This is a genomic window from Sphingopyxis sp. P1IMeth2 (assembly GCF_900185685.1).
Taxonomy (GTDB): Bacteria; Pseudomonadota; Alphaproteobacteria; order Sphingomonadales; family Sphingomonadaceae; genus Sphingopyxis; species Sphingopyxis terrae_A.
Map to the genome: position 1 here is coordinate 135178 of NZ_FYAT01000017.1, position 25351 is coordinate 160528.

The 25351-nt window shown below is 63.7% G+C and carries 25 protein-coding genes; 23 read left to right on the forward strand and 2 right to left on the reverse strand.

The annotated features are described in order from the left end of the window. Positions 1 to 90: 90 nt before the first annotated feature. Genes P1IM2_RS17415 through P1IM2_RS17510 form a run of 20 tightly spaced genes read left to right on the forward strand, consistent with a single transcriptional unit; the run spans position 91 to position 18576 of the window. The gene (locus P1IM2_RS17415) at positions 91 to 465 is read left to right on the forward strand and encodes an NADH-quinone oxidoreductase subunit A (protein WP_003051572.1); all 375 of its coding nucleotides are present in this window, start codon (positions 91 to 93) and stop codon (positions 463 to 465) included. Further along, positions 462 to 1016, forward strand: a complete 555-nt coding sequence (locus P1IM2_RS17420; protein WP_086455609.1) for a NuoB/complex I 20 kDa subunit family protein — start codon at positions 462 to 464, stop codon at positions 1014 to 1016. Before P1IM2_RS17415 ends, P1IM2_RS17420 begins: the two co-directional genes overlap by 4 nt. Continuing rightward, positions 1016 to 1933 carry an NADH-quinone oxidoreductase subunit C gene (locus P1IM2_RS17425; RefSeq protein ID WP_186403284.1) on the forward strand — a complete coding sequence of 306 codons (918 nt, stop codon included), beginning with the start codon at positions 1016 to 1018 and terminating at the stop codon, positions 1931 to 1933. The genes P1IM2_RS17420 and P1IM2_RS17425 overlap by 1 nt, the downstream gene beginning before the upstream one ends. Positions 1934 to 1968: 35 nt before the next feature. After that, the gene (locus tag P1IM2_RS17430; RefSeq protein ID WP_040590797.1) at positions 1969 to 3186 is read left to right on the forward strand and encodes an NADH-quinone oxidoreductase subunit D; all 1218 of its coding nucleotides are present in this window, start codon (positions 1969 to 1971) and stop codon (positions 3184 to 3186) included. Beyond that, positions 3186 to 3854, forward strand: coding sequence for a complex I 24 kDa subunit family protein (locus P1IM2_RS17435; protein WP_186403285.1), 669 nt, complete (start codon positions 3186 to 3188; stop codon positions 3852 to 3854). Before P1IM2_RS17430 ends, P1IM2_RS17435 begins: the two co-directional genes overlap by 1 nt. Continuing rightward, on the forward strand, positions 3854 to 4015 hold the full coding sequence (locus P1IM2_RS17440; RefSeq protein WP_156001421.1) for a hypothetical protein: 162 nt from the start codon (positions 3854 to 3856) through the stop codon (positions 4013 to 4015). Before P1IM2_RS17435 ends, P1IM2_RS17440 begins: the two co-directional genes overlap by 1 nt. Then, positions 4015 to 5304 carry an NADH-quinone oxidoreductase subunit NuoF gene (nuoF, locus tag P1IM2_RS17445; protein WP_186403286.1) on the forward strand — a complete coding sequence of 430 codons (1290 nt, stop codon included), beginning with the start codon at positions 4015 to 4017 and terminating at the stop codon, positions 5302 to 5304. The genes P1IM2_RS17440 and nuoF overlap by 1 nt, the downstream gene beginning before the upstream one ends. Beyond that, positions 5304 to 7316, forward strand: coding sequence for an NADH-quinone oxidoreductase subunit NuoG (nuoG, locus tag P1IM2_RS17450; RefSeq protein WP_186403287.1), 2013 nt, complete (start codon positions 5304 to 5306; stop codon positions 7314 to 7316). Before nuoF ends, nuoG begins: the two co-directional genes overlap by 1 nt. After that, on the forward strand, positions 7313 to 8359 hold the full coding sequence (gene nuoH, locus P1IM2_RS17455) for an NADH-quinone oxidoreductase subunit NuoH (protein WP_186403288.1): 1047 nt from the start codon (positions 7313 to 7315) through the stop codon (positions 8357 to 8359). The genes nuoG and nuoH overlap by 4 nt, the downstream gene beginning before the upstream one ends. Continuing rightward, positions 8356 to 8733 carry a hypothetical protein gene (locus tag P1IM2_RS17460; protein WP_186403289.1) on the forward strand — a complete coding sequence of 126 codons (378 nt, stop codon included), beginning with the start codon at positions 8356 to 8358 and terminating at the stop codon, positions 8731 to 8733. The genes nuoH and P1IM2_RS17460 overlap by 4 nt, the downstream gene beginning before the upstream one ends. Continuing rightward, the gene (gene nuoI, locus P1IM2_RS17465) at positions 8730 to 9218 is read left to right on the forward strand and encodes an NADH-quinone oxidoreductase subunit NuoI (RefSeq protein WP_058811641.1); all 489 of its coding nucleotides are present in this window, start codon (positions 8730 to 8732) and stop codon (positions 9216 to 9218) included. Before P1IM2_RS17460 ends, nuoI begins: the two co-directional genes overlap by 4 nt. A 12-nt stretch (positions 9219 to 9230) precedes the next feature. Further along, positions 9231 to 9842 (forward strand): NADH-quinone oxidoreductase subunit J, encoded by a 612-nt coding sequence (locus tag P1IM2_RS17470; RefSeq protein WP_186403290.1) that lies wholly within the window; start codon positions 9231 to 9233, stop codon positions 9840 to 9842. Then, the gene (nuoK, locus tag P1IM2_RS17475; protein WP_003051614.1) at positions 9839 to 10144 is read left to right on the forward strand and encodes an NADH-quinone oxidoreductase subunit NuoK; all 306 of its coding nucleotides are present in this window, start codon (positions 9839 to 9841) and stop codon (positions 10142 to 10144) included. Before P1IM2_RS17470 ends, nuoK begins: the two co-directional genes overlap by 4 nt. Before the next feature lie 4 nt (positions 10145 to 10148). Then, positions 10149 to 12182, forward strand: a complete 2034-nt coding sequence (gene nuoL / locus P1IM2_RS17480) for an NADH-quinone oxidoreductase subunit L (RefSeq protein ID WP_062764940.1) — start codon at positions 10149 to 10151, stop codon at positions 12180 to 12182. Further along, positions 12179 to 13741 carry an NADH-quinone oxidoreductase subunit M gene (locus tag P1IM2_RS17485; protein ID WP_186403291.1) on the forward strand — a complete coding sequence of 521 codons (1563 nt, stop codon included), beginning with the start codon at positions 12179 to 12181 and terminating at the stop codon, positions 13739 to 13741. Before nuoL ends, P1IM2_RS17485 begins: the two co-directional genes overlap by 4 nt. Continuing rightward, positions 13738 to 15168: an NADH-quinone oxidoreductase subunit NuoN gene (gene nuoN / locus P1IM2_RS17490; RefSeq protein ID WP_186403292.1), complete on the forward strand. Its 1431-nt coding sequence runs from the start codon at positions 13738 to 13740 to the stop codon at positions 15166 to 15168. The genes P1IM2_RS17485 and nuoN overlap by 4 nt, the downstream gene beginning before the upstream one ends. Then, positions 15090 to 15893, forward strand: coding sequence for a biotin--[acetyl-CoA-carboxylase] ligase (locus tag P1IM2_RS17495; RefSeq protein ID WP_186403293.1), 804 nt, complete (start codon positions 15090 to 15092; stop codon positions 15891 to 15893). Before nuoN ends, P1IM2_RS17495 begins: the two co-directional genes overlap by 79 nt. A gap of 2 nt (positions 15894 to 15895) precedes the next feature. Continuing rightward, entirely contained in the window at positions 15896 to 16681 is a 786-nt protein-coding gene (locus P1IM2_RS17500) for a type III pantothenate kinase (RefSeq protein ID WP_058811636.1), read from the forward strand. Next, on the forward strand, positions 16678 to 18312 hold the full coding sequence (locus P1IM2_RS17505; protein WP_186403294.1) for a ribonuclease J: 1635 nt from the start codon (positions 16678 to 16680) through the stop codon (positions 18310 to 18312). Before P1IM2_RS17500 ends, P1IM2_RS17505 begins: the two co-directional genes overlap by 4 nt. Positions 18313 to 18315: 3 nt before the next feature. Beyond that, positions 18316 to 18576: a DUF1467 family protein gene (locus P1IM2_RS17510; protein ID WP_003051636.1), complete on the forward strand. Its 261-nt coding sequence runs from the start codon at positions 18316 to 18318 to the stop codon at positions 18574 to 18576. 253 nt (positions 18577 to 18829) lie between these two features. On the opposite strand, the gene P1IM2_RS17515 is transcribed toward P1IM2_RS17510, so the two are convergent. Then, positions 18830 to 21187 carry a hypothetical protein gene (locus P1IM2_RS17515; RefSeq protein ID WP_186403295.1) on the reverse strand — a complete coding sequence of 786 codons (2358 nt, stop codon included), beginning with the start codon at positions 21185 to 21187 and terminating at the stop codon, positions 18830 to 18832. A gap of 68 nt (positions 21188 to 21255) precedes the next feature. Between P1IM2_RS17515 and P1IM2_RS17520 the strand changes: the two genes are divergently transcribed. Next, positions 21256 to 21552, forward strand: a complete 297-nt coding sequence (locus tag P1IM2_RS17520) for a hypothetical protein (RefSeq protein ID WP_003051763.1) — start codon at positions 21256 to 21258, stop codon at positions 21550 to 21552. A gap of 160 nt (positions 21553 to 21712) precedes the next feature. After that, positions 21713 to 23005 carry a tetratricopeptide repeat protein gene (locus tag P1IM2_RS17525; protein ID WP_186403296.1) on the forward strand — a complete coding sequence of 431 codons (1293 nt, stop codon included), beginning with the start codon at positions 21713 to 21715 and terminating at the stop codon, positions 23003 to 23005. Positions 23006 to 23067: 62 nt separating this feature from the next. Here the strand turns inward: P1IM2_RS17525 and P1IM2_RS17530 are convergent, their stop codons facing one another. Next, positions 23068 to 23541 carry an Lrp/AsnC family transcriptional regulator gene (locus P1IM2_RS17530; RefSeq protein WP_003051752.1) on the reverse strand — a complete coding sequence of 158 codons (474 nt, stop codon included), beginning with the start codon at positions 23539 to 23541 and terminating at the stop codon, positions 23068 to 23070. A 182-nt stretch (positions 23542 to 23723) separates the two neighbouring features. Here P1IM2_RS17530 and P1IM2_RS17535 point away from each other — a divergent pair, with 182 nt between their 5' ends. Further along, a complete protein-coding gene (locus tag P1IM2_RS17535; RefSeq protein WP_260834190.1) occupies positions 23724 to 25328 on the forward strand; it encodes a sensor histidine kinase in 1605 nt (534 codons plus the stop codon). Positions 25329 to 25351: the final 23 nt, after the last annotated feature.

Here is a 25351-nt window from a genome sequence, read left to right on the forward strand (position 1 = left end):
GTCCGCAGCGCTTGCGGGCAGCGCCATGCTGGCCTAAAGCGCCCGCAGAAACGGGGTGGCAAACGCCCGAAATCATGACTGCGAGCTCCCATGGTCGATCTGACTCAATATTTGCCGATCCTGATATTCCTGGGCATCGCCGTTGCGCTGTCGGCAGCGTTCGTGTTCCTGCCGATGGGCGTGGCGCGGTTGACCGGGGCGCATCAGCCCGATCCGGCGAAGCTGACCGAATATGAGTGCGGCTTTCCCGCTTTCGAGGATGCGCGCAGCCAGTTCGACGTGCGCTTCTATCTCGTCGCGATTCTGTTCATCATCTTCGACCTCGAAGCGGCCTTCCTCTTTCCCTGGGCGGTCAGCCTGAAGGAAATCGGCTGGGCCGGCTGGGCGACGATGATGGTTTTCCTGGCCGAGCTCGCGATCGGTCTTGTCTACGCGTGGAAGAAAGGGGCGTTGGATTGGGAATGAGCAATTCGACCATCCTAACCCCCGGCACGATGCCGGTCGCTCCGGGGACGGCCCCGGACCAGAGCTTTTTCGACGATCTCAATGCCGAGGTCGGCGACAAGGGGTTTCTCGTCACCTCGACCGAGGATCTGTTCAACTGGGCGCGCACCGGCTCGCTGTGGTGGATGACCTTCGGCCTCGCTTGCTGCGCGGTCGAGATGATCCACGTCAACATGCCGCGTTATGACATGGAACGCTTCGGCGTCGCGCCGCGCGCCAGTCCGCGCCAGTCCGACGTGATGATCGTCGCGGGCACGCTGTGCAACAAGATGGCCCCGGCGCTGCGCCGCGTTTACGACCAGATGTCGAACCCCAAATATGTGATTTCGATGGGTAGCTGCGCCAATGGCGGTGGCTATTACCACTACAGCTATTCGGTGGTGCGCGGCTGCGATCGTATCGTGCCCGTGGACATCTATGTCCCCGGCTGCCCGCCGACCGCCGAGGCGCTGCTCTATGGCGTCATGCAGTTGCAGCGGAAAATCCGCCGCACCGGAACGATCGAACGCTGATGGCCAGTCCCGCTCCCCTGATCGCGCCGCGCGACGGCATTGTCGAGGCGTTGAAGAAGGTCGTCGGCGGCGATCTGATCGCGCATGTCTTCACCGTGGGCGAGGACAGCATCACCGTGCGCCGCGAAGCGGTTGCCGGGGTGATGGTCGGCCTGCGCGACGAACTTGCCTATCAGCAGCTCATGGAGATCGCCGGGGTCGATTATCCCGACCGTCCCGAGCGGTTCGAAATCGTCTATCATCTGCTCAGCGTGACCCAGAACCACCGTCTGCGCGTCCGGGTGCTGACCGACGAGGCAACTCCGGTGCCGAGCATTGTCTCTGTCTGGCCCAACGCCGGCTGGCTCGAACGCGAAGTGTTCGACATGTACGGGGTGCTGTTCAGCGGCAATCCCGACCTGCGCCGCATCCTGACCGACTATGGTTTCCAGGGGCATCCGCAGCGCAAAGACTTCCCGCTGACCGGGTATACCGAGCTGCGCTATTCCGAAGAGGACAAGCGCGTCGTCTATGAACCCGTCAAGCTGGCGCAGGATTTCCGCAGCTTCGACTTCCTCAGCCCGTGGGAAGGCGCCGACTATATCCTTCCCGGCGACGAAAAGGCGGGCGGCACCGGCGAGGCGCCGGGCAAGGGCGCGCCGACGCCGATGACCGCAGAGGCGGTCAAGAAGGCCGACGAGGCGAAGAAGGCACCGCCGCCGACGCCCAAGACGACCGACAACGGCAAGCAGACCGGTGCGGGCGAAAAGGCGAACAAGGAAGCCGCGAAGCCGAGCAAGGATGGCGCCAAGGCCAAGCCTGCGGCAAAGGCGAAGACGCCCGCGACCAAGAAGGCCGAAAAGGCTCCGGCAAAACCCAAGGCAGCCGCCAAGGCGCCAGCCAAGCCGCGCAAGCCCAAAGCAGGAGGTGACGCATGACCGATAATGCGACGGTCCGGCACCACGGAAGCGACATGTTCGAAGGCTATCCGGTCGATACCGCCGACACGGCGGGCGATCAGGTCGTTACCAATTACACGATCAACTTCGGTCCGCAGCACCCCGCGGCGCACGGCGTGCTGCGCATGGTGATGGAGCTCGACGGCGAGATTATCGAACGCGTCGACCCGCACGTCGGGCTGCTCCATCGCGGCACCGAAAAGCTGATCGAATATAAGACCTATCTACAGGCTTTGCCCTATTTCGACCGGCTCGACTATTGCTCGCCGCTCGGCATGGAGCACAGCTATGTGCTGGCGATCGAGAAGCTGCTCGATCTCGAAGTGCCCGAACGCGCGCAATATCTACGCGTGCTGTTCGCCGAGCTGACGCGCATCTGCAACCACATGCTCAACATCGGGTCGCACGTCATGGACGTCGGCGCGATGACTCCGAACCTGTGGGTGTTCGAACTGCGCGAGGATTGCCTCAACTTCTTCGAACGCGCGAGCGGCGCGCGGATGCACTCGGCCTGGTTCCGTCCCGGCGGCGTCCATCAGGACGTTCCCGAAAAGCTGCTCGTCGATATCGGCGAATGGGTCGACAAGCGCCTGCCCGAACTGTTCGGCGATGCGATGAGCCTTGTCATCGACAACCGCATCTTCAAACAGCGCAATGTCGATATCGCGGTGGTCAGCAAGGAAGATGCGCTCGCCTGGGGCTTCTCGGGCCCGATGATCCGCGGCAGCGGCATCGCGTGGGATTTGCGCAAGTCGCAGCCCTATGACGCCTATGCCAAGATGGAATTCGACATTCCCGTCGGCACGCGCGGCGACTGCTACGACCGCTTCATGGTCCGCGTGCAGGAAGTCTATCAGTCGGCGCGCATCATCAAGCAGTGCCTGCGCGATATGCCCAGCGGCCCAGTTGCCAGCCTCGACCGCAAGGTTTCGCCGCCCAAGCGCGGCGAGATGAAGCAGTCGATGGAATCGCTGATCCACCACTTTAAGCTCTATACCGAGGGCTTTCACGTCCCGGCGGGCGAGGTTTACGTGGCGACCGAAAGCCCCAAGGGCGAATTCGGCGTCTATCTGGTCAGCGACGGCACCAACAAGCCGTACCGCTGCAAGATTCGTCCGACGGCGTTCAGCCACCTCCAGGCGATGGACTTCATGTGCAAGGGCCACATGCTCGCCGACACCACTGCAATTATCGGCGCCATTGACGTCGTTTTCGGAGAGTGTGACCGCTGATGGCCGACGCACCGCAAATTCCCGATGAAGCCGAGGTCCGCGCGCGCTGGGGCGCTTTTGCGTGGACGAAGGAAAATGCCGAGAAGGCGAAGGCCGTCATCGCGCGCTATCCCGCGGGGCGGCAGCGCTCGGCGGTGATGCCGCTGCTCGACCTCGCGCAGCGCCAGGTTGGCGCCGAGACGCAGACGCAGGGCTGGCTGCCCGTCCCGGTGATCGAATACGTCGCGGCCGAGCTCGATATGCCGTTCATGCGCGCCTACGAAGTCGCTACCTTCTACACCATGTTCAATCTGACGCCGGTCGGCCGCTTTCATGTGCAGGTTTGCGGCACGACGCCGTGCCTGTTGCGCGGGTCGGACGATGTCATGGCGGCGTGCAAGAACCGCGGAATGACCAAGGGCAAGACCACGCCCGACGGGCTGTTCACGCTGACCGAGGTCGAGTGCATGGGCACCTGCACCAACGCGCCGATGGTCCAGATCAACGACGATAATTACGAAGATCTCGACTATGACAGCATGACCCGCATCCTCGAGGATCTGGCGGCGGGCAAGCAGCCCAAGGCGGGCACCCAGAATGCGCAGCGTCATACGAGCGACCCCGAAGGCGGCCCGACGACCCTGAAGGACATGGTCAAGGCCAACCACGACTATCGGAAGGAATGGTGATGACCCAGAAGGACATCATCACGATCCTGGCGATCATCGGCGCGCTTGTCGTGCTGGGTTTCGTGCTGCGCGTGACCTTTGCGCTGATCGGTCCGCTGCTGATCCTCGCGCTCGGTTACGTCGTTTACAAGATGATGCAAAACAAGGGTGGGACCAACTGATGCTCGCCGACAAGGATCGCATCTTTACAAATCTCTATGGCTATCAGCCGTGGAACCTCAAAAGTGCGCAGGCGCGCGGCGATTGGGACCAGACCAAGGATCTGATGACTCGCGGCCAGGACGCGATCATCGAGGAAATCAAGGCGTCGGGCCTGCGCGGCCGCGGCGGCGCGGGCTTCCCGACCGGGCTCAAATGGAGCTTCATGCCGAAGGAACCGCGCGCCGACCGCCCGAGCTTCCTCGTCATCAACGCCGACGAATCCGAACCTGGCTCATGCAAGGACCGCGAGATCATCCGCCACGATCCGCACAAGCTGATCGAGGGTGCGCTGATCGCGGGCTTCGCGATGCGCGCGCGCGCGGCGTACATCTACATTCGCGGCGAGTTCATCCGCGAGGCCGAGACGCTCTTCGCGGCGGTGCAGGAGGCCTATGACGCCGGCCTGCTCGGCAAGAATGCGGCGAAATCGGGCTATGACTTCGACGTCTTTGTCCATCGCGGCGCCGGCGCGTACATCTGCGGCGAAGAAACCGCGATGATCGAAAGCCTCGAGGGCAAGAAGGGCCAGCCCCGCCTGAAGCCGCCGTTTCCGGCGGGCGCGGGCCTCTATGGCTGCCCGACGACGGTCAACAATGTCGAAAGCATTGCGGTCGTCCCGACCATCCTGCGCCGCGGCGCCGCGTGGTTCTCCAGCTTCGGGCGCGAGAATAACAAGGGCACCAAGCTTTTCCAGATTTCGGGCCATGTCGAACGCCCGTGCGTCGTCGAGGAAGAGATGGGTATCCCGTTCCGCGACCTCATCGAAAAGCATTGCGGCGGCATTCGCGGCGGCTGGGACAATCTGCTTGCGGTGATCCCCGGCGGTTCGTCGGTGCCGCTCGTCCCGGCGGCGCAGATCATGGACGCGCCGATGGATTTCGACGGCCTCAAGGAACTCGGCTCGGGCCTCGGGACCGCCGCCGCGATCGTCATGGACAAGTCGACCGACGTCGTCCAGGCGATCAGCCGCATCAGCTATTTCTACAAGCATGAAAGCTGCGGCCAGTGCACGCCGTGCCGCGAAGGCACCGGCTGGATGTGGCGCGTGATGGAGCGGCTGCGCACCGGCGACGCCGACATTAGCGAGATCGATACCTTGTTCGATGTGACCAAGCAGGTCGAAGGGCATACGATCTGCGCGCTCGGCGATGCGGCTGCCTGGCCGATCCAGGGCCTGATCCGCCACTTCCGCCCCGAACTCGAACGCCGCATTCGCGAAAATGGCGGCGCGCTGGAGGCAGCCGAATAATGCCTAAAGTTACCGTAGATGGCGTAGAAATCGACGTTCCGCAGGGCGCGACCGTCCTGCAGGCGTGCGAGATGGCGGGGAAAGAAATCCCGCGCTTCTGCTACCATGAACGCCTATCGATCGCCGGCAATTGCCGCATGTGCCTCGTCGAAGTCTCGCCCGGCCCGCCGAAGCCGCAGGCGTCGTGCGCGCTGCCGACCGCCGAGGGGCAGGTCATCAAGACCGACAGCCCGATGGTTAAAAAGGCGCGCGAAGGGGTGATGGAGTTCCTGCTCATCAACCACCCGCTCGACTGCCCGATCTGCGATCAGGGCGGCGAATGCGACCTGCAGGACCAGTCGGTCGCCTATGGCCGCGGTGCCTCGCGCTATGACGAGAACAAGCGCGCGGTGACCGAGAAATATATGGGGCCGATCGTCAAGACGGTGATGACGCGCTGCATCCAGTGCACGCGCTGCGTCCGCTTTGCCGAGGAAGTCGCCGGGGTCGAGGATATCGGCGCGATCTATCGCGGCGAGAATATGCAGATCACCAGCTATCTGGAGCGTGCGGTCGCGAGCGAGCTGTCGGGCAATGTCGTCGACCTCTGCCCGGTCGGCGCGCTGACCAGCAAGCCCTATGCGTTTGAGGCGCGGCCGTGGGAGCTGACCAAGACGCTGGGCATCGACATGATGGACGCGGTCGGCACCAATGTCCGCATCGACAGCCGCGGGCGCCAGGTGCTGCGCGTGCTGCCGCGCGTCAACGACGATGTGAACGAGGAATGGGCGAGCGACAAGACGCGCCACCATGTCGACGGCCTGATGCGCCGCCGCCTCGACCGCCCCTATGTGCGCAAGGACGGCAGGCTCGTCGAGGCGAGCTGGGCCGAAGCCTTTGCCGCGATCAAGGCGGTGAACGCCGGCAAGTCGGTCGCGGCGATTGCGGGCGACATGGCCGATTGCGAAACGATGTTCGCGGCGAAGGCGCTGGTGAATGCGCTCGGTTCCGACCTGCTCGAAGGACGCCAGACGGGCCTTGCCTATGACGTCACCAGCCTGTCGGCGGTCAATTTCAATACCACGATCGCGCAGGCCGAAAATGCCGACGTGATCCTGCTCGTCGGCACCAATCTGCGCTGGGAAGCGCCGCTCATCAACACGCGCGTCCGCAAGGCGGTGTGGAAGAAGGGCGCGAAAGTGTTCGGCATCGGCCCCGAAGTCGATCTCACCTACAAGACCGAATGGCTCGGCGACGATGCCTCGCTGGTCGCGAAACTGCCCAAGGCGGCGATGGATGCGCTGAAGGGCGCCGAGCGGCCGATGCTGATCTTCGGCGGCGGCGCGCTGTCGGTGCCGGGCGTCCATGGCGCGGCGCTGGCACTCGCCAAGAGCGTCGACGCGGTGAAGGATGGCTGGAACGGCTTCAACGTCGTCCATTTCTCGGCCGCACGCATGGGGGCCTTGATGCTCGGCTATGCGCAGCCGGGCGGGATCAAGGACATCATCGCCGCCAAGCCCAAGCTGACCTTCTTCCTGGGCGCCGATGAGGTCGATTTTGCGGCCTTCGACAAGAGCTTCAAAGTCTATGTCGGTCATCATGGCGACAAGGGCGCGCATGCCGCCGATGTCATCCTGCCGGCGGCGGCGTGGACCGAAAAGGACTTCACGACGGTCAACACCGAAGGCCGCGTCCAGCGCAGCGAAAAGGCGGTGTTCGCGCCGGGTGACGCGCGCGAAGACTGGAGCATCTTCCGCGCGCTGGCCGATGCGCTCGGCGTCAGCGTCGGCTTCGACAGCTTCGACGAATGTCGCGCGGCGATGGTCGCGGCGGTGCCGGCGCTCGGTATCGAAGGACTGGTCGATTACGGCTGGTCCGTGCCCAAGCTCGACGCGAAGCCCGAGGCGCGCGCGATCCCGTCGCCGATCAAGGATTTCTACCTCACCAACGCTATCTGCCGCGCCTCGCCGACGATGGAGCGCTGCTCGGCCGAACTGCTGCATGGCGCGGATTATGCGGAGGCCGCGGAATGACCGAGTTTTTCCAAAGCCTGGGCATGTCCTATGAATGGGCGTGGGGCGTCGCCACGATCTGCGGCATCCTGCTCATCGCGCTGCCTCTGATGCTCGCGGTGGCGATGATCATCTATGCCGACCGCAAGATCTGGGCGGCGATCGCGCTGCGCCGCGGTCCGAACGTCGTCGGTCCCTTCGGGTTGCTGCAGAGCTTCGCCGACGGACTGAAAGTGTTCCTGCAGGAAACGATCATCCCGTCGAGCGCGAACCGCGGCCTGTTCCTGATCGCGCCGATCATCACCTTCACGGTGGCGTTGATGGCGTGGGCGGTGATCCCGTTCAATTCGGGTGCGGTGCTCGCCGACATCAATGTCGGGCTGCTCTACATCCTTGCGATTTCGTCGCTCGGCGTTTACGGCGTCATCCTGTCCGGCTGGTCGTCGAACTCGAAATATCCCTTCTTTTCCGCGCTGCGCGCCTCGGCGCAGATGATCTCCTATGAAGTGTCGATCGGCTTCATCCTGATCGGCGTCGTCCTGTGGGCCGACAGCTTCAACCTCAACGAAATCGTCAAGGCGCAGCAAGGACATGGGCTGGGCTTCGTCAACGCCTTCGGCTTCAACCTGCTGCTCTTCCCGCTCGCGGTGATGTTCCTCATTTCGTCGCTCGCCGAAACCGCGCGCGCGCCGTTCGACCTGACCGAGGCCGAGAGCGAGCTCGTCGCAGGCTATCAGACCGAATATTCGTCGATGAGCTTCGCGCTCTTCTGGCTCGGCGAATATGCCAACGTCCTGCTGATGTGCACGCTCAACGCCGTGCTGTTCTGGGGCGGCTGGCTGCCGCCGGTCGACTGGGCGCCGCTCTATGCCGTCCCCGGCATCATCTGGCTGTTCGCGAAGATCCTCTTCTTCTTCTTCGTCTTCAGCTGGGTGAAGGCAACCGTCCCGCGCTATCGCTATGATCAGCTCATGCGGCTGGGCTGGAAAATCTTCCTGCCGATCTCGCTGATCTGGGTGTTCCTGATCTCGGGCTATCTGATGCTGACGAGGTACGGGGCATGAGCTTGGCGTTATTGTCCGCGGCGACAGTCGCATTGAATTGCGCGGGAAGCCAATCGTCGGCGCTGCTGTGGCAAGAAGAGCCGACGCAGTTTCAGATGGAATTGCAAGCTCATGATTTTTCCGTATCGAAAGGCCCGTTCATTTGGGAACTTGAAGGAAGAGAAATTTCGGACGCTACGGATGGAAGCCGGATTGTGACGGCGACGATCAAGGGCAATCCTCGCGCAAGTTTTTCGGCCACTCTAATTCGCAACGGTGAAGATAGCTCGCTTAATTGGCAGATTGTGGAAACGACATCCAAAGATGGACGCGGCACTCTTCAAGCCAAAGGCGAAGCGACCTGCAGCGCAGATAATCAAGTGAGCACGCTATGAGTTACGTTGCCCATCTCGTCAAAAGCTTCACCTTGTGGGAATTCGTGAAGGCGCACGCCCTCACGCTGAAATATTTCTTCAAGCCGAAGGCGACGATCAACTATCCGTTCGAGAAGAACCCGTTGAGTCCGCGTTTTCGCGGCGAGCATGCGCTGCGGCGCTATCCGAACGGCGAGGAGCGCTGCATCGCGTGCAAGCTGTGTGAGGCAATCTGTCCGGCGCAGGCGATCACGATCGAGGCCGAGCCGCGCGACGACGGTTCGCGCCGCACGACGCGGTACGACATCGACATGACCAAGTGCATCTATTGCGGCTTCTGTCAGGAAGCCTGCCCGGTCGATGCCATCGTCGAGGGGCCGAACTTCGAATTCGCGACCGAAACGCGCGAGGAACTGCTCTATGACAAGGCCAAGCTGCTCGCCAATGGCGACAAATGGGAACGCGCGATTGCGGCCAATCTTGCCGCCGACGCGCCCTATCGGTAAGGGCGCGCGGACATGATTCAACTGATCGCCTTTTACCTGTTCGCGACCATCGTGATCGCGTCGGCCGCGATGGTGATTTTCGCCCGCAACCCCGTGCATAGCGTGATGTGGCTGATCCTCGCCTTCTTCAACGCGGCGGGGCTGATGCTGCTCGCAGGGGCGGAATTCATCGCGATGCTGCTCGTCATCGTCTATGTCGGCGCGGTCGCGGTGCTGTTCCTGTTCGTCGTGATGATGCTCGACATCGACTTCGCCGAGCTGCGCGCCGGTTTCGTGCGCTATCTGCCGCTGGGCGCGCTCGTCGCGATCATCCTTGCCGCCGAACTGGTGTTCGCGGTCGGCGCGTGGAGCGCCGGGGGGATCGATCTTGCGGCGCGCGCCGCGCCTCTGGTCAGCGACAAGAGCAATATCCAGCAGATCGGCGAACTGCTCTATACGCGCTACATCTTCCTGTTCGAGGCGGCGGGCATCGTCCTTCTCGTCGCGATGATCGGCGCGATCGTGCTCACCCACCGCCAACGCGGCGGCGTGCGTGGACAGAATATCAGCCAGCAGGTGCGCCGCCGTCCCGAAGATGCGACGCGCCTCGTCGATCCGGGCGTCGGGCAGGGGATGGAACTGTGATTTCGGTCGGCCACTATCTCGCCGTTTCGGCGGTGCTGTTCACCCTGGGCGTGCTCGGTATCTTTATCAACCGCAAGAATATCATCGTCATCCTGATGGCGATCGAGCTCATCCTGCTTGCCGTAAATATCAACCTCGTGGCGTTCAGCGCCGCGCTGGGCGATCTGGTGGGCCAGGTCTTTTCGATGTTCGTGCTGACCGTTGCCGCGGGCGAAGCCGCGATCGGTCTCGCGATCCTGGTCATCTATTTCCGCGGCCGCGGCACCATCGCCGTCGACGATGCCAACCGGATGAAGGGGTAAGCCGGTGATTCAGGCGATCGTTTTCCTGCCGCTGCTCGCGGCGCTTGTTGCAGGTCTGGGCCAGCGCGCCATCGGCACTACCGCGGCAAAGCTCGTGACCACCGGTGCGCTGTTCGCAAGCTGCGCGCTGAGCTGGCCGATTTTCCTGTCCTTCGTCGCGGGAACGGGCGAAGCGGGTGTCACGCCGGTGCTGCACTGGGTTTCGTCGGGCGCGCTCCAGTTCAACTGGGAATTGCGCGTCGACACGCTGACCGCGGTGATGCTGGTCGTCATCACCACCGTTTCGGCGCTCGTCCACCTCTATAGCTGGGGCTATATGAGCGAAGACCCGGATCAGCCGCGCTTCTTCGCCTATCTGTCGCTCTTCACCTTCGCGATGCTGATGCTCGTGACCGCGAACAACCTCGTCCAGATGTTCTTCGGCTGGGAAGGCGTTGGTTTGGCGTCCTATCTGCTGATCGGTTTCTGGTACAAGAAGCCGAGCGCCAATGCTGCAGCGATCAAGGCGTTCGTCGTCAATCGCGTCGGCGACCTTGGCTTCATGCTCGGCATCTTCGGCACCTTCCTGGTGTTCGGCACCGTCTCGATCCCCGAAATCCTGGCCGCGGCGCCGGGCATGGCCGGATCGACGATCGGCTTCCTCGGCCACCGCTTCGACACGATGACCGTGCTCTGCCTGCTGCTGTTCATCGGCGCGATGGGCAAGTCGGCGCAGCTTGGCTTGCACACCTGGCTTCCCGACGCGATGGAAGGTCCGACCCCCGTGTCGGCGCTGATCCACGCCGCAACGATGGTCACCGCGGGCGTGTTCATGGTCTGCCGCCTGTCGCCGATGTTCGAAGCCGCGCCTGTCGCGGCGGGCGTCGTCACCTTCGTCGGCGCCGCCACCTGCTTCTTCGCCGCGACCGTCGGCACGACGCAGTGGGACATCAAGCGCGTCATCGCATATTCGACCTGTTCGCAGCTAGGTTACATGTTCTTCGCGGCGGGCGTCGGCGCTTATGGCGCGGCGATGTTCCACCTGTTCACGCACGCCTTCTTCAAGGCGTTGCTGTTCCTGGGCGCGGGGTCGGTCATCCATGCGATGCACCACGAACAGGACATGCGCTATTATGGCGGCCTTCGGAAGCACATCCCGCTCACCTATTGGGCGATGATGATGGGGACGCTGGCGATCACCGGCGTAGGCATCGCGGGCGTGGCGGGTTTCGCCGGTTTCTATTCGAAGGACGGGATCCTCGAGGCGGCGTTCGCTGCCGGCGGTGGCGGCCAGATCGCCTTCTGGGTCGGTATTTTCGCCGCGCTGCTGACGAGCTTCTACTCATGGCGTCTCGTCTTCCTGACCTTCTACGGCAAGCCGCGGTGGGAGCAGAGCGAGCATATCCAGCATGCGGTGCACGACGATCATGGCCACGGCCACGACGATCATGCTCCTGCGGCGCACCATGATGCGCACGGCGACGGCACGGCGGGCTATCATCCGCACGAAAGCCCGATCAACATGCTGATCCCGCTGGGCGTGCTGTCGCTCGGCGCGGTGTTTGCGGGGATGCTCTTCAACCACCAGTTCATCTACCCCGAAGAGGGCGCCGCCTTCTGGAAGGGCAGTCTGGCGTTCAACGAGCATCTGATGCACGCGGCGCACGAAGTGCCGCTGTGGGTCAAGTGGATGCCGTTCACGGTAATGGCGATCGGCCTGTTCCTTGCCTGGAACAGCTATATCCGCAACACGACGCTGCCCGCGCGGTTCGTGGCGCAGTTCTCGCTGCTGCACAAATTCCTGTTCAACAAATGGTATTTCGACGAGCTCTACAACTTCCTCTTCGTCAAACCGGCGTTCGCGATCGGTCGCTTCTTCTGGAAGCGCGGGGATGAAGGCACCATCGACCGTTTCGGTCCCAATGGCGTGGCGGCACTCGTCCAGGGGGGCACCCGGCTCGCGGTCCGGCTGCAATCGGGTTATGTTTATGGATATGCGTTCGTGATGCTGCTCGGTCTTGTCGGCCTCGCCAGCTGGGCCATGGTGAAGTTCCAGTGAGCGGTCTTCCGATCCTTTCGCTGATGCTGGCGGTCCCCGCGATCGCCGCCATCGCCTGTGTTTTCGCCAGCGACCGCAACGCGCGCCTGATCGCGCTCGCGGCGACGCTGATCGACTTCGCGCTTGGCGTCATGCTGTGGGCGAATTTCGATATCGGCGGCGCGCAGTGGCAGTTTCAGGAGATGCATCGCGGCATCTTCGGCCCGTTCAACTATGCGCTCGGCATTGACGGCATCGCGCTGGTGCTGATCATGCTCAGCGTCTTCCTGATGCCGCTGTGCATCCTGGCGAGCTGGCAATCCGTGACGAAGCGCGTCGGCCTCTACATGGCGATGTTCCTCGTCATGGAAGTGGTGATGATCGGCGTCTTTGCGGCGCAGGATCTGCTGCTCTTCTATATCTTCTTCGAAGCCGGCCTGATCCCGATGTATTTCATCATCGGCATCTGGGGCGGCGCGAACCGCATCTATGCGGCGTTCAAATTCTTTCTCTACACGCTGCTCGGCTCGGTGCTGATGCTGATCGCGATGATCGCGATGATCCGCGAAGCGGGGACAACCGACATCCCGACGCTGCTCGTCTATAATTTTCCGCCGGAAATGCAGACGTGGCTGTGGCTCGCCTTTTTCGCCAGCCTCGCGGTGAAGATGCCGATGTGGCCGGTCCATACCTGGCTTCCCGACGCGCACGTCCAGGCGCCGACGGCGGGTTCGATGATCCTGGCGGGCGTGCTGCTCAAGATGGGCAGCTATGGTTTCATCCGGTTCATGATGCCGATGTTCCCCGATGCCTCGGCGCAGCTGATGTGGATCGTCTTTGCGCTGTCGATGATTGCGGTGGTCTACACCAGCCTTGTTGCGCTGGTGCAGAGCGACATGAAGAAGCTGATCGCCTATTCGTCGGTCGCCCACATGGCGATCGTGACCGCGGGCCTTTTCGCCTTCAACCAGCAGGGCATCGAAGGCGCGATGATCATCATGCTCAGCCATGGGGTCGTGTCGGCCGCGCTCTTCTTCTGCGTCGGCGTGATCTATGATCGGCTGCACACGCGCGAAATCGATCGCTACGGCGGCCTCGCGGTGAACATGCCGGCCTATGCGCTGTTCTTCATGCTCTTCACCATGGCGTCGATCGGCCTTCCGGGGACCAGCGGCTTCGTCGGCGAATTCCTGAGCCTCGCCGGCATCTACGAAGCGTCGAGCTGGGTCGCGCTGGTTTGCACGACCGGGATCATCCTGGGCGCCGCCTATATGCTTTATCTCTATCGCCGCATCGTGTTCGGCGAACTGACCAAGGACGATGTGAAGGCCATGCCCGACATCAATCCCCGCGAATGGGCGATTTTCGTGCCGCTGGCCGCGGTTGCACTGTGGATGGGCGTCTATCCCGAAAGCTTCCTCGCCCCGATCCGCGGCGACGTGACCACCGTGGTCGCGCGCCTCGCGCCCGCCAAGCCCGCCGGCGATGCCCACGTCACCGCTGGCAAACCCAAGGCGGCGCACGACACGCACGGCGAGGCGACCGCCGGCGAAGCGCATCATGCGGGAGGCGTCCAATGACCGCCGATCTCGCCCTCATCTGGCCCGAGCTGATCCTGACGATCGGGGGGCTGATCACGCTGCTGCTCGGCACCTTTGGCGGTGACCGCCGGGTTGGCCTTTATCAGCTTGCGGCGCTCGTCACGCTTGCTGCTGCGGCGGCGGCGGTTGTCGCGATGTTCGGGACGCAGGCGTCGGTGTTTTCGAACACGCTGGAAGTTGATGCCTTCGGCGGCTTTGCCAAGCTGCTCATCTACGCCGCAAGCTTCATCTGCATCCTGATCGCGCCGCGCTTCTTCAAGGACGCGATGCGCGCCGAATATCCGGTGCTGATCCTGTTCGCGGCGCTCGGCATGGGTATCATGGCATCGGCGCGCGACCTGATGACGCTCTACGTCGGGCTCGAGCTCAACAGCCTTGCCGCTTATGTTCTCGCCAGCTTCATGCGCTCGGACGACCGGTCGAGCGAGGCGGGGCTCAAATATTTCGTCCTTGGCGCGCTGGCTTCGGGGATGCTGCTCTACGGCATTTCGCTGCTCTACGGCTTTTCGGGCACGACGCAGTTCGCCGGCATTGCGCAGGCGATGGGCGGCGGCATGAACAACGGCCTACTGTTCGGCCTCGTCTTCGTGATCGCCGGTCTGTCGTTCAAGATCAGCGCGGTGCCCTTCCACATGTGGACGCCCGACGTCTATGAAGGCGCGCCGACCCCGGTGACGACCTTCTTCGCCAGCGCTCCGAAGGTCGCGGCGATGGCGCTGATGACGCGCGTCGTCATCGAAGCCATGGGTCCGGCGACCGCCGCGTGGCAGCAGATCATGATCTTCCTCGCGCTCGCGTCGATCATCCTCGGCGCTGTCGGGGCGATCGGGCAGAAGAATATCAAGCGCCTGCTTGCCTATTCGTCGATCAACAATGTCGGCTTCATGCTCGTCGGCCTGGCCGCCGGCACGCAGCAGGGCGTCGAGTCGGTGCTGACCTATCTGCTCGTCTATGTCGTGACGACGATCGGCAGCTTCCTCGTCGTGCTCCAGCTGCGCGATACCGAGGGCAATCCGATCGAGAGCATCCCGGCGCTCGCGGGCTTTTCGCAGCGCCGCCCGGGCCTTGCCGCGGCGATGGCGGTGTTTCTGTTCAGTCTCGCCGGCATTCCGCCGCTGTTTGGTTTCTGGCCCAAATATCTGGTGTTCCAGGCCGCGGTCGATGCCAATCTGTTGCCGCTGGCGATTGCCGGGATCGTCGCTTCTGTGATCGGGGCTTTCTATTATATCGCCGTGATCAAGACGATGTACTTCGACGACAAGTCGGAGGTCGAATTCGGCACGGGCGGCGTCGTGGTCGAGGATGCGGTCATTACCGCCAGCGCCCTGTGGCTGTCGGTCGTCGGCTATTTCTTCATTCCGGTGCTGGCGGTCGTCTCCGCCACCGCGGCTGCGGTGCTGTTCTGATCCCGCCGATCGAGCGGATCGCGCAGACAGGTTCGACCAACGCCGACCTGCTGGCGCGGCTGGCAGCGGGCGAGCATGTCGGCGAAGGGCACTGGCTTGTCGCCGACCGCCAGACCGCCGGGCGCGGGCGACTGGGCCGCGCATGGGGCGATGGCCTGGGCAATTTCATGGGATCGACGGTGGTGCAGCTGCGCGCGGGCGACCCGCTCGCCGCGACGCTGGCACTGGTCGCCGGGGTCGCGCTGGCGAAGTCGATCCGCGCGCTCGCGCCGGGGATCGACTTCCAGCTCAAATGGCCGAATGATGTCCTGGCGGAGGGCGCCAAATGTTCAGGCATTCTGCTCGAGCGCAGTGGCGACAGCGTTGTCATCGGGGTCGGCGTCAATCTGGTTTCGGCGCCCGATCTCCCCGACCGTGCCACCGCATCGCTCGCCGACAAGGGCGCGGTCGTCGAGCGTGACCGCTTTGCCGATGCGCTGGCGGTCGCCATGGCCGATGCGCTCTGGACCTGGCGCCAGGAAGGCGTCGAAAGCATCGTGCGCGCCTGGCTGCCGCTGGGGCATCCCGTGGGCACGCCGCTGCATGTGTCCGAACAGGCACTCGACGGATATTTCGACGGCCTCGCGCCCGACGGAGCGCTGCGCTTGCGCCGCGCCGATGGGGAGGTCATGCTGGTGCATGCGGGCGACGTCGAATTGCGGCGACCCGTAGAGGAGGGGACATAGCCGTGCTGCTCGCGATCGATGTCGGCAACACCAACGCGAAATTCGCCGTTTTCCGCGACTCGATGGCGGTCGCGCGCTGGCGCATCGCGACCGACGACCGGCGCACCGCCGACGAATATATGGTGTGGCTCGATCAACTGCTGCGGCTCGAAGGGCTCGACCGCGCTGAAATCGACGCCGTGATTATCTCGACCGTCGTGCCGCGTGCGCTCCACAATTTGCAGCTGCTCGCCGACAAATATTTCGGTGTCGAGGCACTCGTCGCCGGGCGCGAACCGGTAAGCTGGGGCATCGCGCTCAAGGTCGACGAGCCGCAGGCGGTGGGCGCCGACCGCGCCTGCAACGCTATTTCCGCGCAAGCGATCGAGCCGGGCAAGGACAAGCTGGTCATCAGCTTCGGCACCGCGACGACCTTCGATCATATCGGGCCCGACGGCGCCTATCTCGGCGGCATCATCGCGCCCGGGGTCAATCTGTCGCTCGAAGCGCTCGTCAACGCCGCTGCCAAGCTGCCGCGCATCGCGATCGAGGCACCGGCGTCGAACAGCGTCATCGGCCGCACCACCGAAAGCCAGATGCTGATCGGCGTCTATTGGGGCTATGTCGGGATGATCGAGGGGCTTATGCACCGCATGAAGGCGGAAATCGGCAAGCCTGTCACTGTCATCGCGACGGGCGGGCTCGCGATATTATTTCAGGAACAGGCGCATCTGTTCGACCGGGTCGAACCCGATCTGACGCTCAACGGGTTGATGCACCTCTATAATCAGAGAGGCATTTCGGCATGACCGTTCCCGGCAAGGAACTGCTTTTCCTGGCGCTCGGCGGCTCGGGCGAGATCGGCATGAACGCCAATCTCTATGGCTGCGACGGCAAGTGGATCATGCTCGATCTCGGCGTGAGCTTCGGGTCGCAGGATTATCCCGGCATCGACATCGTGATGCCCGACCTCGAATTTATCGAGGATCGCAAGGCCGACCTGCTCGGCATCATCCTGACCCACGGGCACGAGGATCATATCGGCGCGATTCCCTATCTCGCCGCCGACCTTGGCGTGCCGCTCTATGCCAATCGCTTCACCGCCGGCCTGATCGCGCACAAGCTCGCCGAGGAAGGGCTGGAGAAAGAGGTCGAGCTGAAGGTTGTCGATATCGATGCGCAGTTCCGCATCGGCCCGTTCGGTATCCGATTGATGCCGCTCGCCCACTCGATCCTCGAGATGAGCGCGGCGGTGATCGACACGCCCTATGGCCGCGTCTTCCACACCGGTGACTGGAAACTCGACGACGATCCGGTCATCGGCACACCGTCGAGCGCCGCGGCGCTGACCGCGGTGGGCGATGAAGGCGTCGATGTGCTTGTCTGCGATTCGACCAATGCGTTCAACGCCCAGGCCTCCGGCACTGAGGGCGGTGTGCGCGACGGTCTGCTCGCGGCCGTCGGCGCGGCGAAGGGGAGGGTGGTCGTCACCACTTTCGCCTCCAACGCGGCGCGCCTCGACACGCTGGGGCAGGTCGCCAAGGCCACCGGGCGTACCCTGTGCGTCGCGGGGCGGTCGCTCGATCGCATTTTGGGCGTTGCACGCACCGCGGGGTATCTCAAGGATTTCCCGCGGACGGTCGACTTCGACGAAGCGATGCGGCTGCCGCGCGACAAGGTGATGATCGTCGCGACGGGCGGGCAGGGCGAACCGCGCGCCGCGCTCGCGCGCATTGCCGAAGGGATTCACCAGATCAAGCTCGAGGCGGGCGATACGGTCGTCTTTTCGTCGAAGCAGATCCCGGGCAACGAGATTGCGATCGGGCGGATCATGAACCAGCTCGCGGCGCGCGACATTCTGACCGTGACCGAAAAGCAGGCGCATATTCACGTCAGCGGCCATCCGGGGCAGCCCGAACTTGCGGCGCTTTATGGCTGGCTGCGTCCCAAGCTGATAGTGCCGGTGCATGGCGAGATCCGCCATATGCACGAACAGGCGCGTTTCGCTGTCGAACAAGGCGTCCCCGACGCGCTGGTGCAGGAAAATGGCGATCTGGTCCGCTTGGCCCCCGGTCCCGCTCATATCCTCGAGCGCGTGCGTTCGGGCCGACTCATCCTCGATGGCGACGTGATCCTGCCCGCCGATGGCGAAACGATCAACGAGCGGCGCAAATTGTCCTTCTACGGCCAGATTTCTGTCGCCGTCGTGCTGTCGAACGGCAAATTCACCGACAGCGCGATCCAGTATCGCGGCGTTCCGGTCGAGGACGAGCGCGAAGCCTTTCTCGACGAAATGAACGCCGCTGCAGAAAAGGCAGCCAAATCCCCGGCGCGCGACCGCGATGCCCTCAAGGAAGCGATCCGTCTTGGCGTCCGGCGCATCGCAACCGACTGGACCGGCAAAAAGCCGATAGTCGATGTGCTGATTCTGGATATCTGACCCATGAAATGGACCTCGGCGCTCGCCATCTACCTGCTTATCTGGGCGTTCAGCACCTTCTTCGTGCTGCCCTTCCACGGTCGCCGCGCCGAAGATGATGCCGTGCCCTTGATCGACGGCCAGGAGCCGGGCGCACCCGCGCGCTTCCACCCGCTGCGCATTCTGATCCAGATCACGATTGTCGCCACGATCGCCTTCGGCCTCTTTTATGTCGCCTATATCAACGGCTGGACAAACCCTGACGTCCTGAGCGGCCGCGCCTGACGCGACGCGGGCAGCGGCTTCGGGTCTAAGGGCGGTTTGGGGTGGGGAGTGGACGCTTGAAGCGCGCGCTGTTTTCCCCTCCCGCAAGCGGGAGGGGCGGCGAGACTTGCGAGCTTGCTCGCTAGTCGCAGCGGGGTGGGCCTTTTAAACGCCGCATGCCCACCCCCGACCCCTCCCGCCCGCGGGAGGGGAGAAGAATGTCCCCAATCGGTCGATAGCAGCCCATCCACTGCCGCGCGCCCTGGTTACGTAATCAGTTCCGCAGGCGGTCGATCGCTTGCGCCAGCGCCACGTAAAGCTTGCCGATGTCCGACGACAGCAGCGTCACACTTATCGCCGATCCGTCGCGCGCGCCGATCAACAGGCGCAGCATCGCCTCGAAGTCATGGATGAACTGATTGACAGCTGCGTGGAAACCATCGTCATTCTGGTAAAGGCGCAGAATTTCCTTGGTTTCGCTGTTGTCGAGCAGCTTCACCGCGCGCCGCGCGAAAATGCCGCGATCGCCCTTCAGATAAGCGTCCCATGCGGCATCGCTGACCTCACTCGACATCACCTTGGTAATATCGATCGCGCTCGATTTGAGCGCTTCGGTGAGGATACCGACCTGCTTTGCGAGCGAATCCCGGTCCGATGCGGCGATGGCCTGCTCGGCTTCGGCGACGCGCTGTTCGACGCTGGCGCTGGTGTCCATGATCGTAATGAGCTGGCGCATGAGCCGATCGGCGGCGCCATTCGCCGCTTCCACCGCGCGCTGCGAGGCATCCTCGACCGCCTTGAGCTGCGCCGTCACTTCGGTCTTGAACGCCGCGTCGATGGCCTCAGTCGCGGTCGCCTGCATCGCATCGCGGGCATTCCCGACCAGTCGCTCGAGCGTCTGCCGCGCTTCGTCAGCAGCGGCTTCGGCGGTGAACTTAACTTCGGCGAGGGTAGCGATCATGCGCGCGCCGCCCTGATCGGCAAAATCGTCCGCCCCCGCACGCAGCCGGGCCAAGGCCGCATCGGCATCGGCAAGCGCTGCGTTGACCCGGTCGGTCAGCGCCTGTTGGCTTTCGCCATGATCGGCCATCTTGGCTTCATTCGCCTGCAACGTCGATTTGACTGCGTTGACGTGTGACAAGGTCGATTGCGCAACGAGTTCGGAGGCTTCAAGCAGCGGCTTGATCTGCCCGAGCGCACCTTGGGTCGCCTTGCCGTGCGAGGCCATGCGGTCGAGCGCATGCGGCAGCGTTTCGTCGAGTTCGCGCGTCACCGCATCGAGCGCGAGCAACAGCGACTCGGCGTGAGTGATAAGCTGATGCGCCGAATTATTGCCGGTCTGCACATCGGCGATGAAAGCCCCGAGTTGGGCTTTTGTGTCCTCGATCGCGCGGCCAATGACGCCGGTGCTGGCCGATACGCTGACATCGAGCACTTCGAGCTGCTGCCGCGTTTCGGTGACATGCGCCGTAATCCGCGCCGCCAGTTCCTCGCTCGCCGTGCCATGCGCCGCGAGCTGGTCGCCCAGCGCGGCGCCGGCTGCTTCCGCCGACGCAAGACGTGCATCCATCTGGTCTGCGGCGGCATCGACCCGGTCGCGATATTGCTGCCAGGTGGTGTCGAGCCGCGCGCCCAGATTGTCGACCGTCGTCTGCAGCGTATCGCGGATCGAGGCCGAGGATTGGGTGATTTGCGCAAGCGCGACGCCATGCGCGTCGGTGACTTGCGATGCCGCGGCAATCAGCCCCGATTCGGTTTCCTGCGTTTGCTGTTGCAGCGCGCCGAGCGCTTCGTGGAGGCCCGCTGCGGCGGCTTCGCCGGTCCGCGCGGCCTTGGCCGCCTCTTCGCCGAGTTCGGCGAGCTTGGCTTCGAGGTTCGCGCCCTGCTGATGTGCGACGAGCCCCGCTTCGCGGAAATTGACCGCGAGCCGCTGCGCCACATCGTCGATGCGCGGCAGCCCGGCGAGCAGGCCGTCCATGCGCTGCATCGCGACGTCGCCCGATCGCGCGAGCTGGTCGTGGGCGTTGGCGATGACCGACGCATTGGTTGCGAGCTTGTCGCTGCTGTCGTTGAGCCGGAGCACGGCATCGACGCCCAGCTGCTGAACATTGCGCGCCTGTTCCGAAAGCTGACGTTGAGCCTCGGCGAGTTTGTCGCCAAGCACCGCCATCGATTGCGCAAGCGCATCATTTTCGTGGCGCAGCGCCGCGGCGAGGCGAGCAAAGCGCGCCTGTTCGGACCGGCTCGACCGCAGCAACGCCATCCAGAGCAGCGTCAGCAAAACGAGCGGCATCGACAGGGTCGCGACAAGCGCCGGCCATTGATCGAGCGCGACCGGACGTGCAAAACCCTTCGTCGCGATAAACAGGGCGAACAGGCACCAGCCGAGGCCGATGATTACCAACAGCGTCGGCATCAGCCGGTCGCGCCACGCGCCGCTCTGCGGACCGGGCATATCGTCGTCATCGGTCGCGAGCGGCGTCATATCGAGCCATTCGCGCTCGACCGGAACCTCGGCTTCGAGGGCGGACGCGGCTTCACTCGCCGGTGCATCGGTCTGCGCCGGCGTATCATTCTCCGGGTTTGCCGCGGACTCCCGCCACAGACCGACGATTTTCTTTTCCCCCGTCATCAGGCCATCTTAGCATCAAATGCCCGCCATGAAACGGAAACTTAACCATGGGCTGTCAAGGCTGTGGAATGTCGTTCGACAGCGGCCCTCTCGATCGCTTTCTCTCTTCGGCCATCGGCGACGATGCGGCGATGGCCATGGATCTGCGCGCCGTTTTTGCCGACAGCGCCCGCGAGCTTGCCGACCTGATGCGCCGGTCGCGCTGCGATGCCAACTGGCATATGGCGGCGCTGCGGCTCAAGAGCCTCGCCGCGACCTTCGGCGTCATCTCGCTGATCGAGCTAGCGGAAGGCGCGATGGCCGGGGTCCCGGGCGATCCGGCAGTGCTGCGAGATATCAACGCCGCCATCGACGCCATCGGCTGACCCGGTTTCGGGTTCAAACGCCGTTCAGGCGGCAACCTCCATTGGAAATATCGACTGTGCTCGTCTTGCCATGGCAACGCGACGGGGCTAGCCGCGTTGCTGAACGTGGCCGGACCTGTTCGTGCGGGAAACCGGCGGCCGATACAAAGGAGAGATTTCGATGTTCAAGCGTTTCCGCCAGACGTCCGCAACCGCCGTTGCCGCCGTCCTCGGCTGCGCCCTGATTGTCGCCGCGCCCGCCGCCGCGAAGGAAAAGCCGAAAAAGGAAGAAGAGCAGAAGGGCGCGCAGCTCAAGCCCAGCAAGGAATTCAGCCCTGCGCTCAAGAAGCTGACCGAGGCGGCGAAGGCCAAGGACATGGCGGCCCTCGAAGCCGCACTCGCCGAAGGGCAGGCGAGCGCGACGAGCCCCGACGACAAATATCTCGTATCTTTCTACGAACTCCAGCTCGGAATCGGCAAGAGCGACAAGGCGATCCAGGGCAAGGCGCTCGACGGCATGCTCGAATCGGGCCTGACGCCGCCGGAAAGCCTGGCCGCCTATAATTTCTTCTCGGGCAATTTCGCCTATGGTGACAAGGATTATGCGAAGGCCGTCAAGCGTCTGGAAGCCGCAAAGGCCGCCGGTTCGACCGAACAGGGCCTGCCGGTTCTTCTGATGGACAGCTATCTCAAGCTGAACCAGGTCGATCAGGGGCTTGCTGTTGCGAAGGAAGCGATCGCTGCGGCGCGTGCCGCGGGCCGTGTGCCGTCGGAAGAACTTTATGTTCGTCCGGCAGGCGCCTTGCAGGCGGCGAAGCGCAATGGCGAACTGCTCGATATGCTGGCGATGCGCCTGGAGGACTATCCGCAGCCGGTGATCTGGCGGAACACGCTTTTCATCCTGCTGCAGCAGGAAGCGAGCGACAAGGTCATGAACCTCGACACGTTCCGCCTGATGCGCGCAACCAAGTCGATGACGCAGCGTCCCGAATATCTTGAATATGCCGCGCTGGCGACCGAGGCGGGCTATCCGAGTGAGGCTGTGGCCGTGATCAAGGAAGGTCAGGCTGCGAACGTCATCCAGACGTCCGACGAGCGTTTCAACACGATCCTCGAATCGCAGGAACCGCGGGCCAAGGCCGACGCCGTCGCGCTCAAGGCCGACGCGGCCAAACCCGCAACCGCGGCGAACCCCAAGCTGGCGCGCCAGACCGCCGACGGCCTTGTCGGCATCGGCGACTATGCGACCGCGATCTCGCTGTATGAAAAGGCGTCTGCCGGCGGCGACCCGCTTGCGCAATATCGCCTCGGCGTGGCGCAGGCTCTCGCGGGACAGAAGGATGCGGCGATCGCCAGCTTCGCGAAGGTGCAGGGTGACCGGGCACGTCTCGCGAATCTGTGGACCATCCACCTGTCGGCCAAAGCGCCCGCTGCAGCCGCAGCAGCGGCTCCCGCCGCCGCACCGGCGAACTGATCGGACATAAAAAGGGGCGCCCTCCCGCTGGGGAGGGCGCCCCTTTTTCGTGCGCGCCGCGATTATGGCTCGACCGGGATGCCGGCGAGTTGTTTGGCGGTGCGAATCGTAAGCGACGTCTTCACGCTCGTGACATTCGGTGCCGAGGTGAGATGCGCCGTCAGGAACGACTGAAAGCTCTGCAAGTCGCGCGCGACGACCTTGAGCAGAAAGTCGATTTCGCCGTTGAGCATATAACATTCGCGCACTTCGGCCAGCCCGCCGACATAATCCTCGAACGCCTTGAGGTCGGATTCGGCCTGACTGCGCAGGCTGACCATCGCGAAGACGGTGATCCCGTAACCCAGCTTCGCGGCATCGAGATCGGCGTGATAGGATCGTATCACGCCCGACTCCTCCAGCGCGCGGACGCGGCGCAAGCACGGGGGAGCCGTCAGCCCTACCTGCTGTGCCAATTCCACATTGGTTATCCGCCCGTTTTTCTGCAGCTCGTTGAGGATCTGCAAATCAATTTGATCGAACTTCTGGCTTGCCATCATTGAAACATCCGCTTTCCCCGATTGCCCTCACCATAATATTATTTCAGGCGATTGCAATTGTCCCACAATGTGACGTGGCACCCTTACCCTCTTTCGTGAGCGATTGATTCACGCTAGCCGCTAAGCTTCCGCTAACCAACAAAACGGGAATGGGCTGGCCTCGCGTGACCGCTGACTCGATGATCGCGACCATCTTGCGGCAAGCGCCGGCGGACCGCCGTGCGAGCATCGCCGCGTGGCGCCAGCTCACCGATATTCTGGCGCAGCGCGGCAATCAACTGGATACGACCGATATACGTCGCGCCTTCCACGCGCTCGCGGTGCTGCGCCGCGATGTGCCTGAAAAGGTGCGGCGCGATTGCGCCGTTGCGGTGGCCCGCCACGGGCGCTTTGCGCCGCTGGTCGCTTTTTACGCGAATGACGTTCCGGCCGTCTCCGCGACGATGCTACGCCGCGCGCGGCTGGCGGAGGCGGACTGGTTGGCGATGCTGCCGACGACCGCCGCCACCGCGCGTTCGATCCTCGCCGGGCGCAGCGATCTGCCCGTGAGCGTGCGCCGCGCGCTGGACAGCCTGGGCGCGGGATCGGTCGCACTGCCGCAACCCGCTCTCGCGGCCGCCGACGCCGCAGCATCGGACGTCGTCGACGAGGCACCTGCGAGCCAGATCAGCGAACTGGTACGGCGGATTGACAAATATCAGTCGTCGCGCAGCAAGCCCGCTCCGGCACGGCCGCGCACGAGCTTCCTGTTCGAAACCGGACCCGACGGCGTGATCCGCTGGGTCGACGGAATAACCCGCGGCGCGGCGATCGGTCTGTCGATCGCCGAGAGCGCCTTGGGCGGCGAGCCAGGGACCGATGGCGCCGCAGTGGGCGCGTTTCGCCAGCGTGCCGAAATCGTCAACGCCCGTATGATCCTTGAAGGGTCGGCAGCTGACGCCGGCGAATGGCGCTTTTCGGCATTGCCCTGGTTCGATCCCGCGACCGGCCAGTTTTGCGGCTATCGCGGCACCGCTCGGCGGCCGCAGCACAATGAATTGCCTTATGGCCGCCCGGAATCGAGCGATTCGGGCGACTCTATCCGGCAGTTGATCCATGAACTGCGCAGCCCGCTCAATGCGATCTCGGGCTTTGCCCAGATTATTTCGGGACAGATGTTCGGTCCGGTCAGCGGCGCCTATCGCAAGATGGCCGATTCGATCATCGCCGACGCGGGCGCGGTTCAGGACATCATCGACGATCTTGAGGTCGCGGCACGTTCGACAGGCGTCGTTGAGACGAAGGCGAGCGACGAGGTCGCCGACCTTGCGACGGTGATGGCGCAGATCGAAGGCGACCTCGCGCCGCTGCTCGCCGACCAGCGGATCGACCTCAGCATTTCGCGCGTCGGCGGCCCCTTCCTGGCCCATGCCGACGATGCCAATTCGCGGCGGATGGTGGGACGGCTGCTCACCGCACTCGTCGATATTTGCGAAGCCGGTACGACGCTTGTCGGGCAACTGGTTGCGGAGGCCGGTCCCGATGACATGCTGCAACTGCGCATCGTGCGTCCCGCCGCGATCCGCTTCGCATCGGCGGCCGATCTGCTTGATCCGGGCTTCAGCCCCGAAGGCGAGGCGCCCGGCGCCGCGATCCTCAGCCTCGGCTTTTCGTTGCGACTGGTCGACAGCCTGGCGCGCGGCGCCGGGGGACGACTCGATATCGGTCATAATGCCTTGACCTTGTATCTTCCCTCGGCCAACCCAAGGGCCGACACCGAACTAGGTGCCCAACACGGCGAATAGCCGAACCGCATAGGGGCGGGGTA

What these genes read in the sequence shown, in the direction of transcription:
- P1IM2_RS17415 (WP_003051572.1), top strand. Translation starts at nt 91, where the DNA reads ATGGTCGATCTGACTCAATATTTGCCGATCCTGATATTCCTGGGCATC.
- P1IM2_RS17420 (WP_086455609.1), top strand. Translation starts at nt 462, where the DNA reads ATGAGCAATTCGACCATCCTAACCCCCGGCACGATGCCGGTCGCTCCG.
- P1IM2_RS17425 (WP_186403284.1), top strand. Translation starts at nt 1,016, where the DNA reads ATGGCCAGTCCCGCTCCCCTGATCGCGCCGCGCGACGGCATTGTCGAG.
- P1IM2_RS17430 (WP_040590797.1), top strand. Translation starts at nt 1,969, where the DNA reads ATGTTCGAAGGCTATCCGGTCGATACCGCCGACACGGCGGGCGATCAG.
- P1IM2_RS17435 (WP_186403285.1), top strand. Translation starts at nt 3,186, where the DNA reads ATGGCCGACGCACCGCAAATTCCCGATGAAGCCGAGGTCCGCGCGCGC.
- P1IM2_RS17440 (WP_156001421.1), top strand. Translation starts at nt 3,854, where the DNA reads ATGACCCAGAAGGACATCATCACGATCCTGGCGATCATCGGCGCGCTT.
- nuoF (WP_186403286.1), top strand. Translation starts at nt 4,015, where the DNA reads ATGCTCGCCGACAAGGATCGCATCTTTACAAATCTCTATGGCTATCAG.
- nuoG (WP_186403287.1), top strand. Translation starts at nt 5,304, where the DNA reads ATGCCTAAAGTTACCGTAGATGGCGTAGAAATCGACGTTCCGCAGGGC.
- nuoH (WP_186403288.1), top strand. Translation starts at nt 7,313, where the DNA reads ATGACCGAGTTTTTCCAAAGCCTGGGCATGTCCTATGAATGGGCGTGG.
- P1IM2_RS17460 (WP_186403289.1), top strand. Translation starts at nt 8,356, where the DNA reads ATGAGCTTGGCGTTATTGTCCGCGGCGACAGTCGCATTGAATTGCGCG.
- nuoI (WP_058811641.1), top strand. Translation starts at nt 8,730, where the DNA reads ATGAGTTACGTTGCCCATCTCGTCAAAAGCTTCACCTTGTGGGAATTC.
- P1IM2_RS17470 (WP_186403290.1), top strand. Translation starts at nt 9,231, where the DNA reads ATGATTCAACTGATCGCCTTTTACCTGTTCGCGACCATCGTGATCGCG.
- nuoN (WP_186403292.1), top strand. Translation starts at nt 13,738, where the DNA reads ATGACCGCCGATCTCGCCCTCATCTGGCCCGAGCTGATCCTGACGATC.
- P1IM2_RS17505 (WP_186403294.1), top strand. Translation starts at nt 16,678, where the DNA reads ATGACCGTTCCCGGCAAGGAACTGCTTTTCCTGGCGCTCGGCGGCTCG.
- P1IM2_RS17510 (WP_003051636.1), top strand. Translation starts at nt 18,316, where the DNA reads ATGAAATGGACCTCGGCGCTCGCCATCTACCTGCTTATCTGGGCGTTC.
- P1IM2_RS17515 (WP_186403295.1), bottom strand. Translation starts at nt 21,187, where the DNA reads ATGACGGGGGAAAAGAAAATCGTCGGTCTGTGGCGGGAGTCCGCGGCA.
- P1IM2_RS17520 (WP_003051763.1), top strand. Translation starts at nt 21,256, where the DNA reads ATGTCGTTCGACAGCGGCCCTCTCGATCGCTTTCTCTCTTCGGCCATC.
- P1IM2_RS17525 (WP_186403296.1), top strand. Translation starts at nt 21,713, where the DNA reads ATGTTCAAGCGTTTCCGCCAGACGTCCGCAACCGCCGTTGCCGCCGTC.
- P1IM2_RS17530 (WP_003051752.1), bottom strand. Translation starts at nt 23,541, where the DNA reads ATGGCAAGCCAGAAGTTCGATCAAATTGATTTGCAGATCCTCAACGAG.
- P1IM2_RS17535 (WP_260834190.1), top strand. Translation starts at nt 23,724, where the DNA reads ATGATCGCGACCATCTTGCGGCAAGCGCCGGCGGACCGCCGTGCGAGC.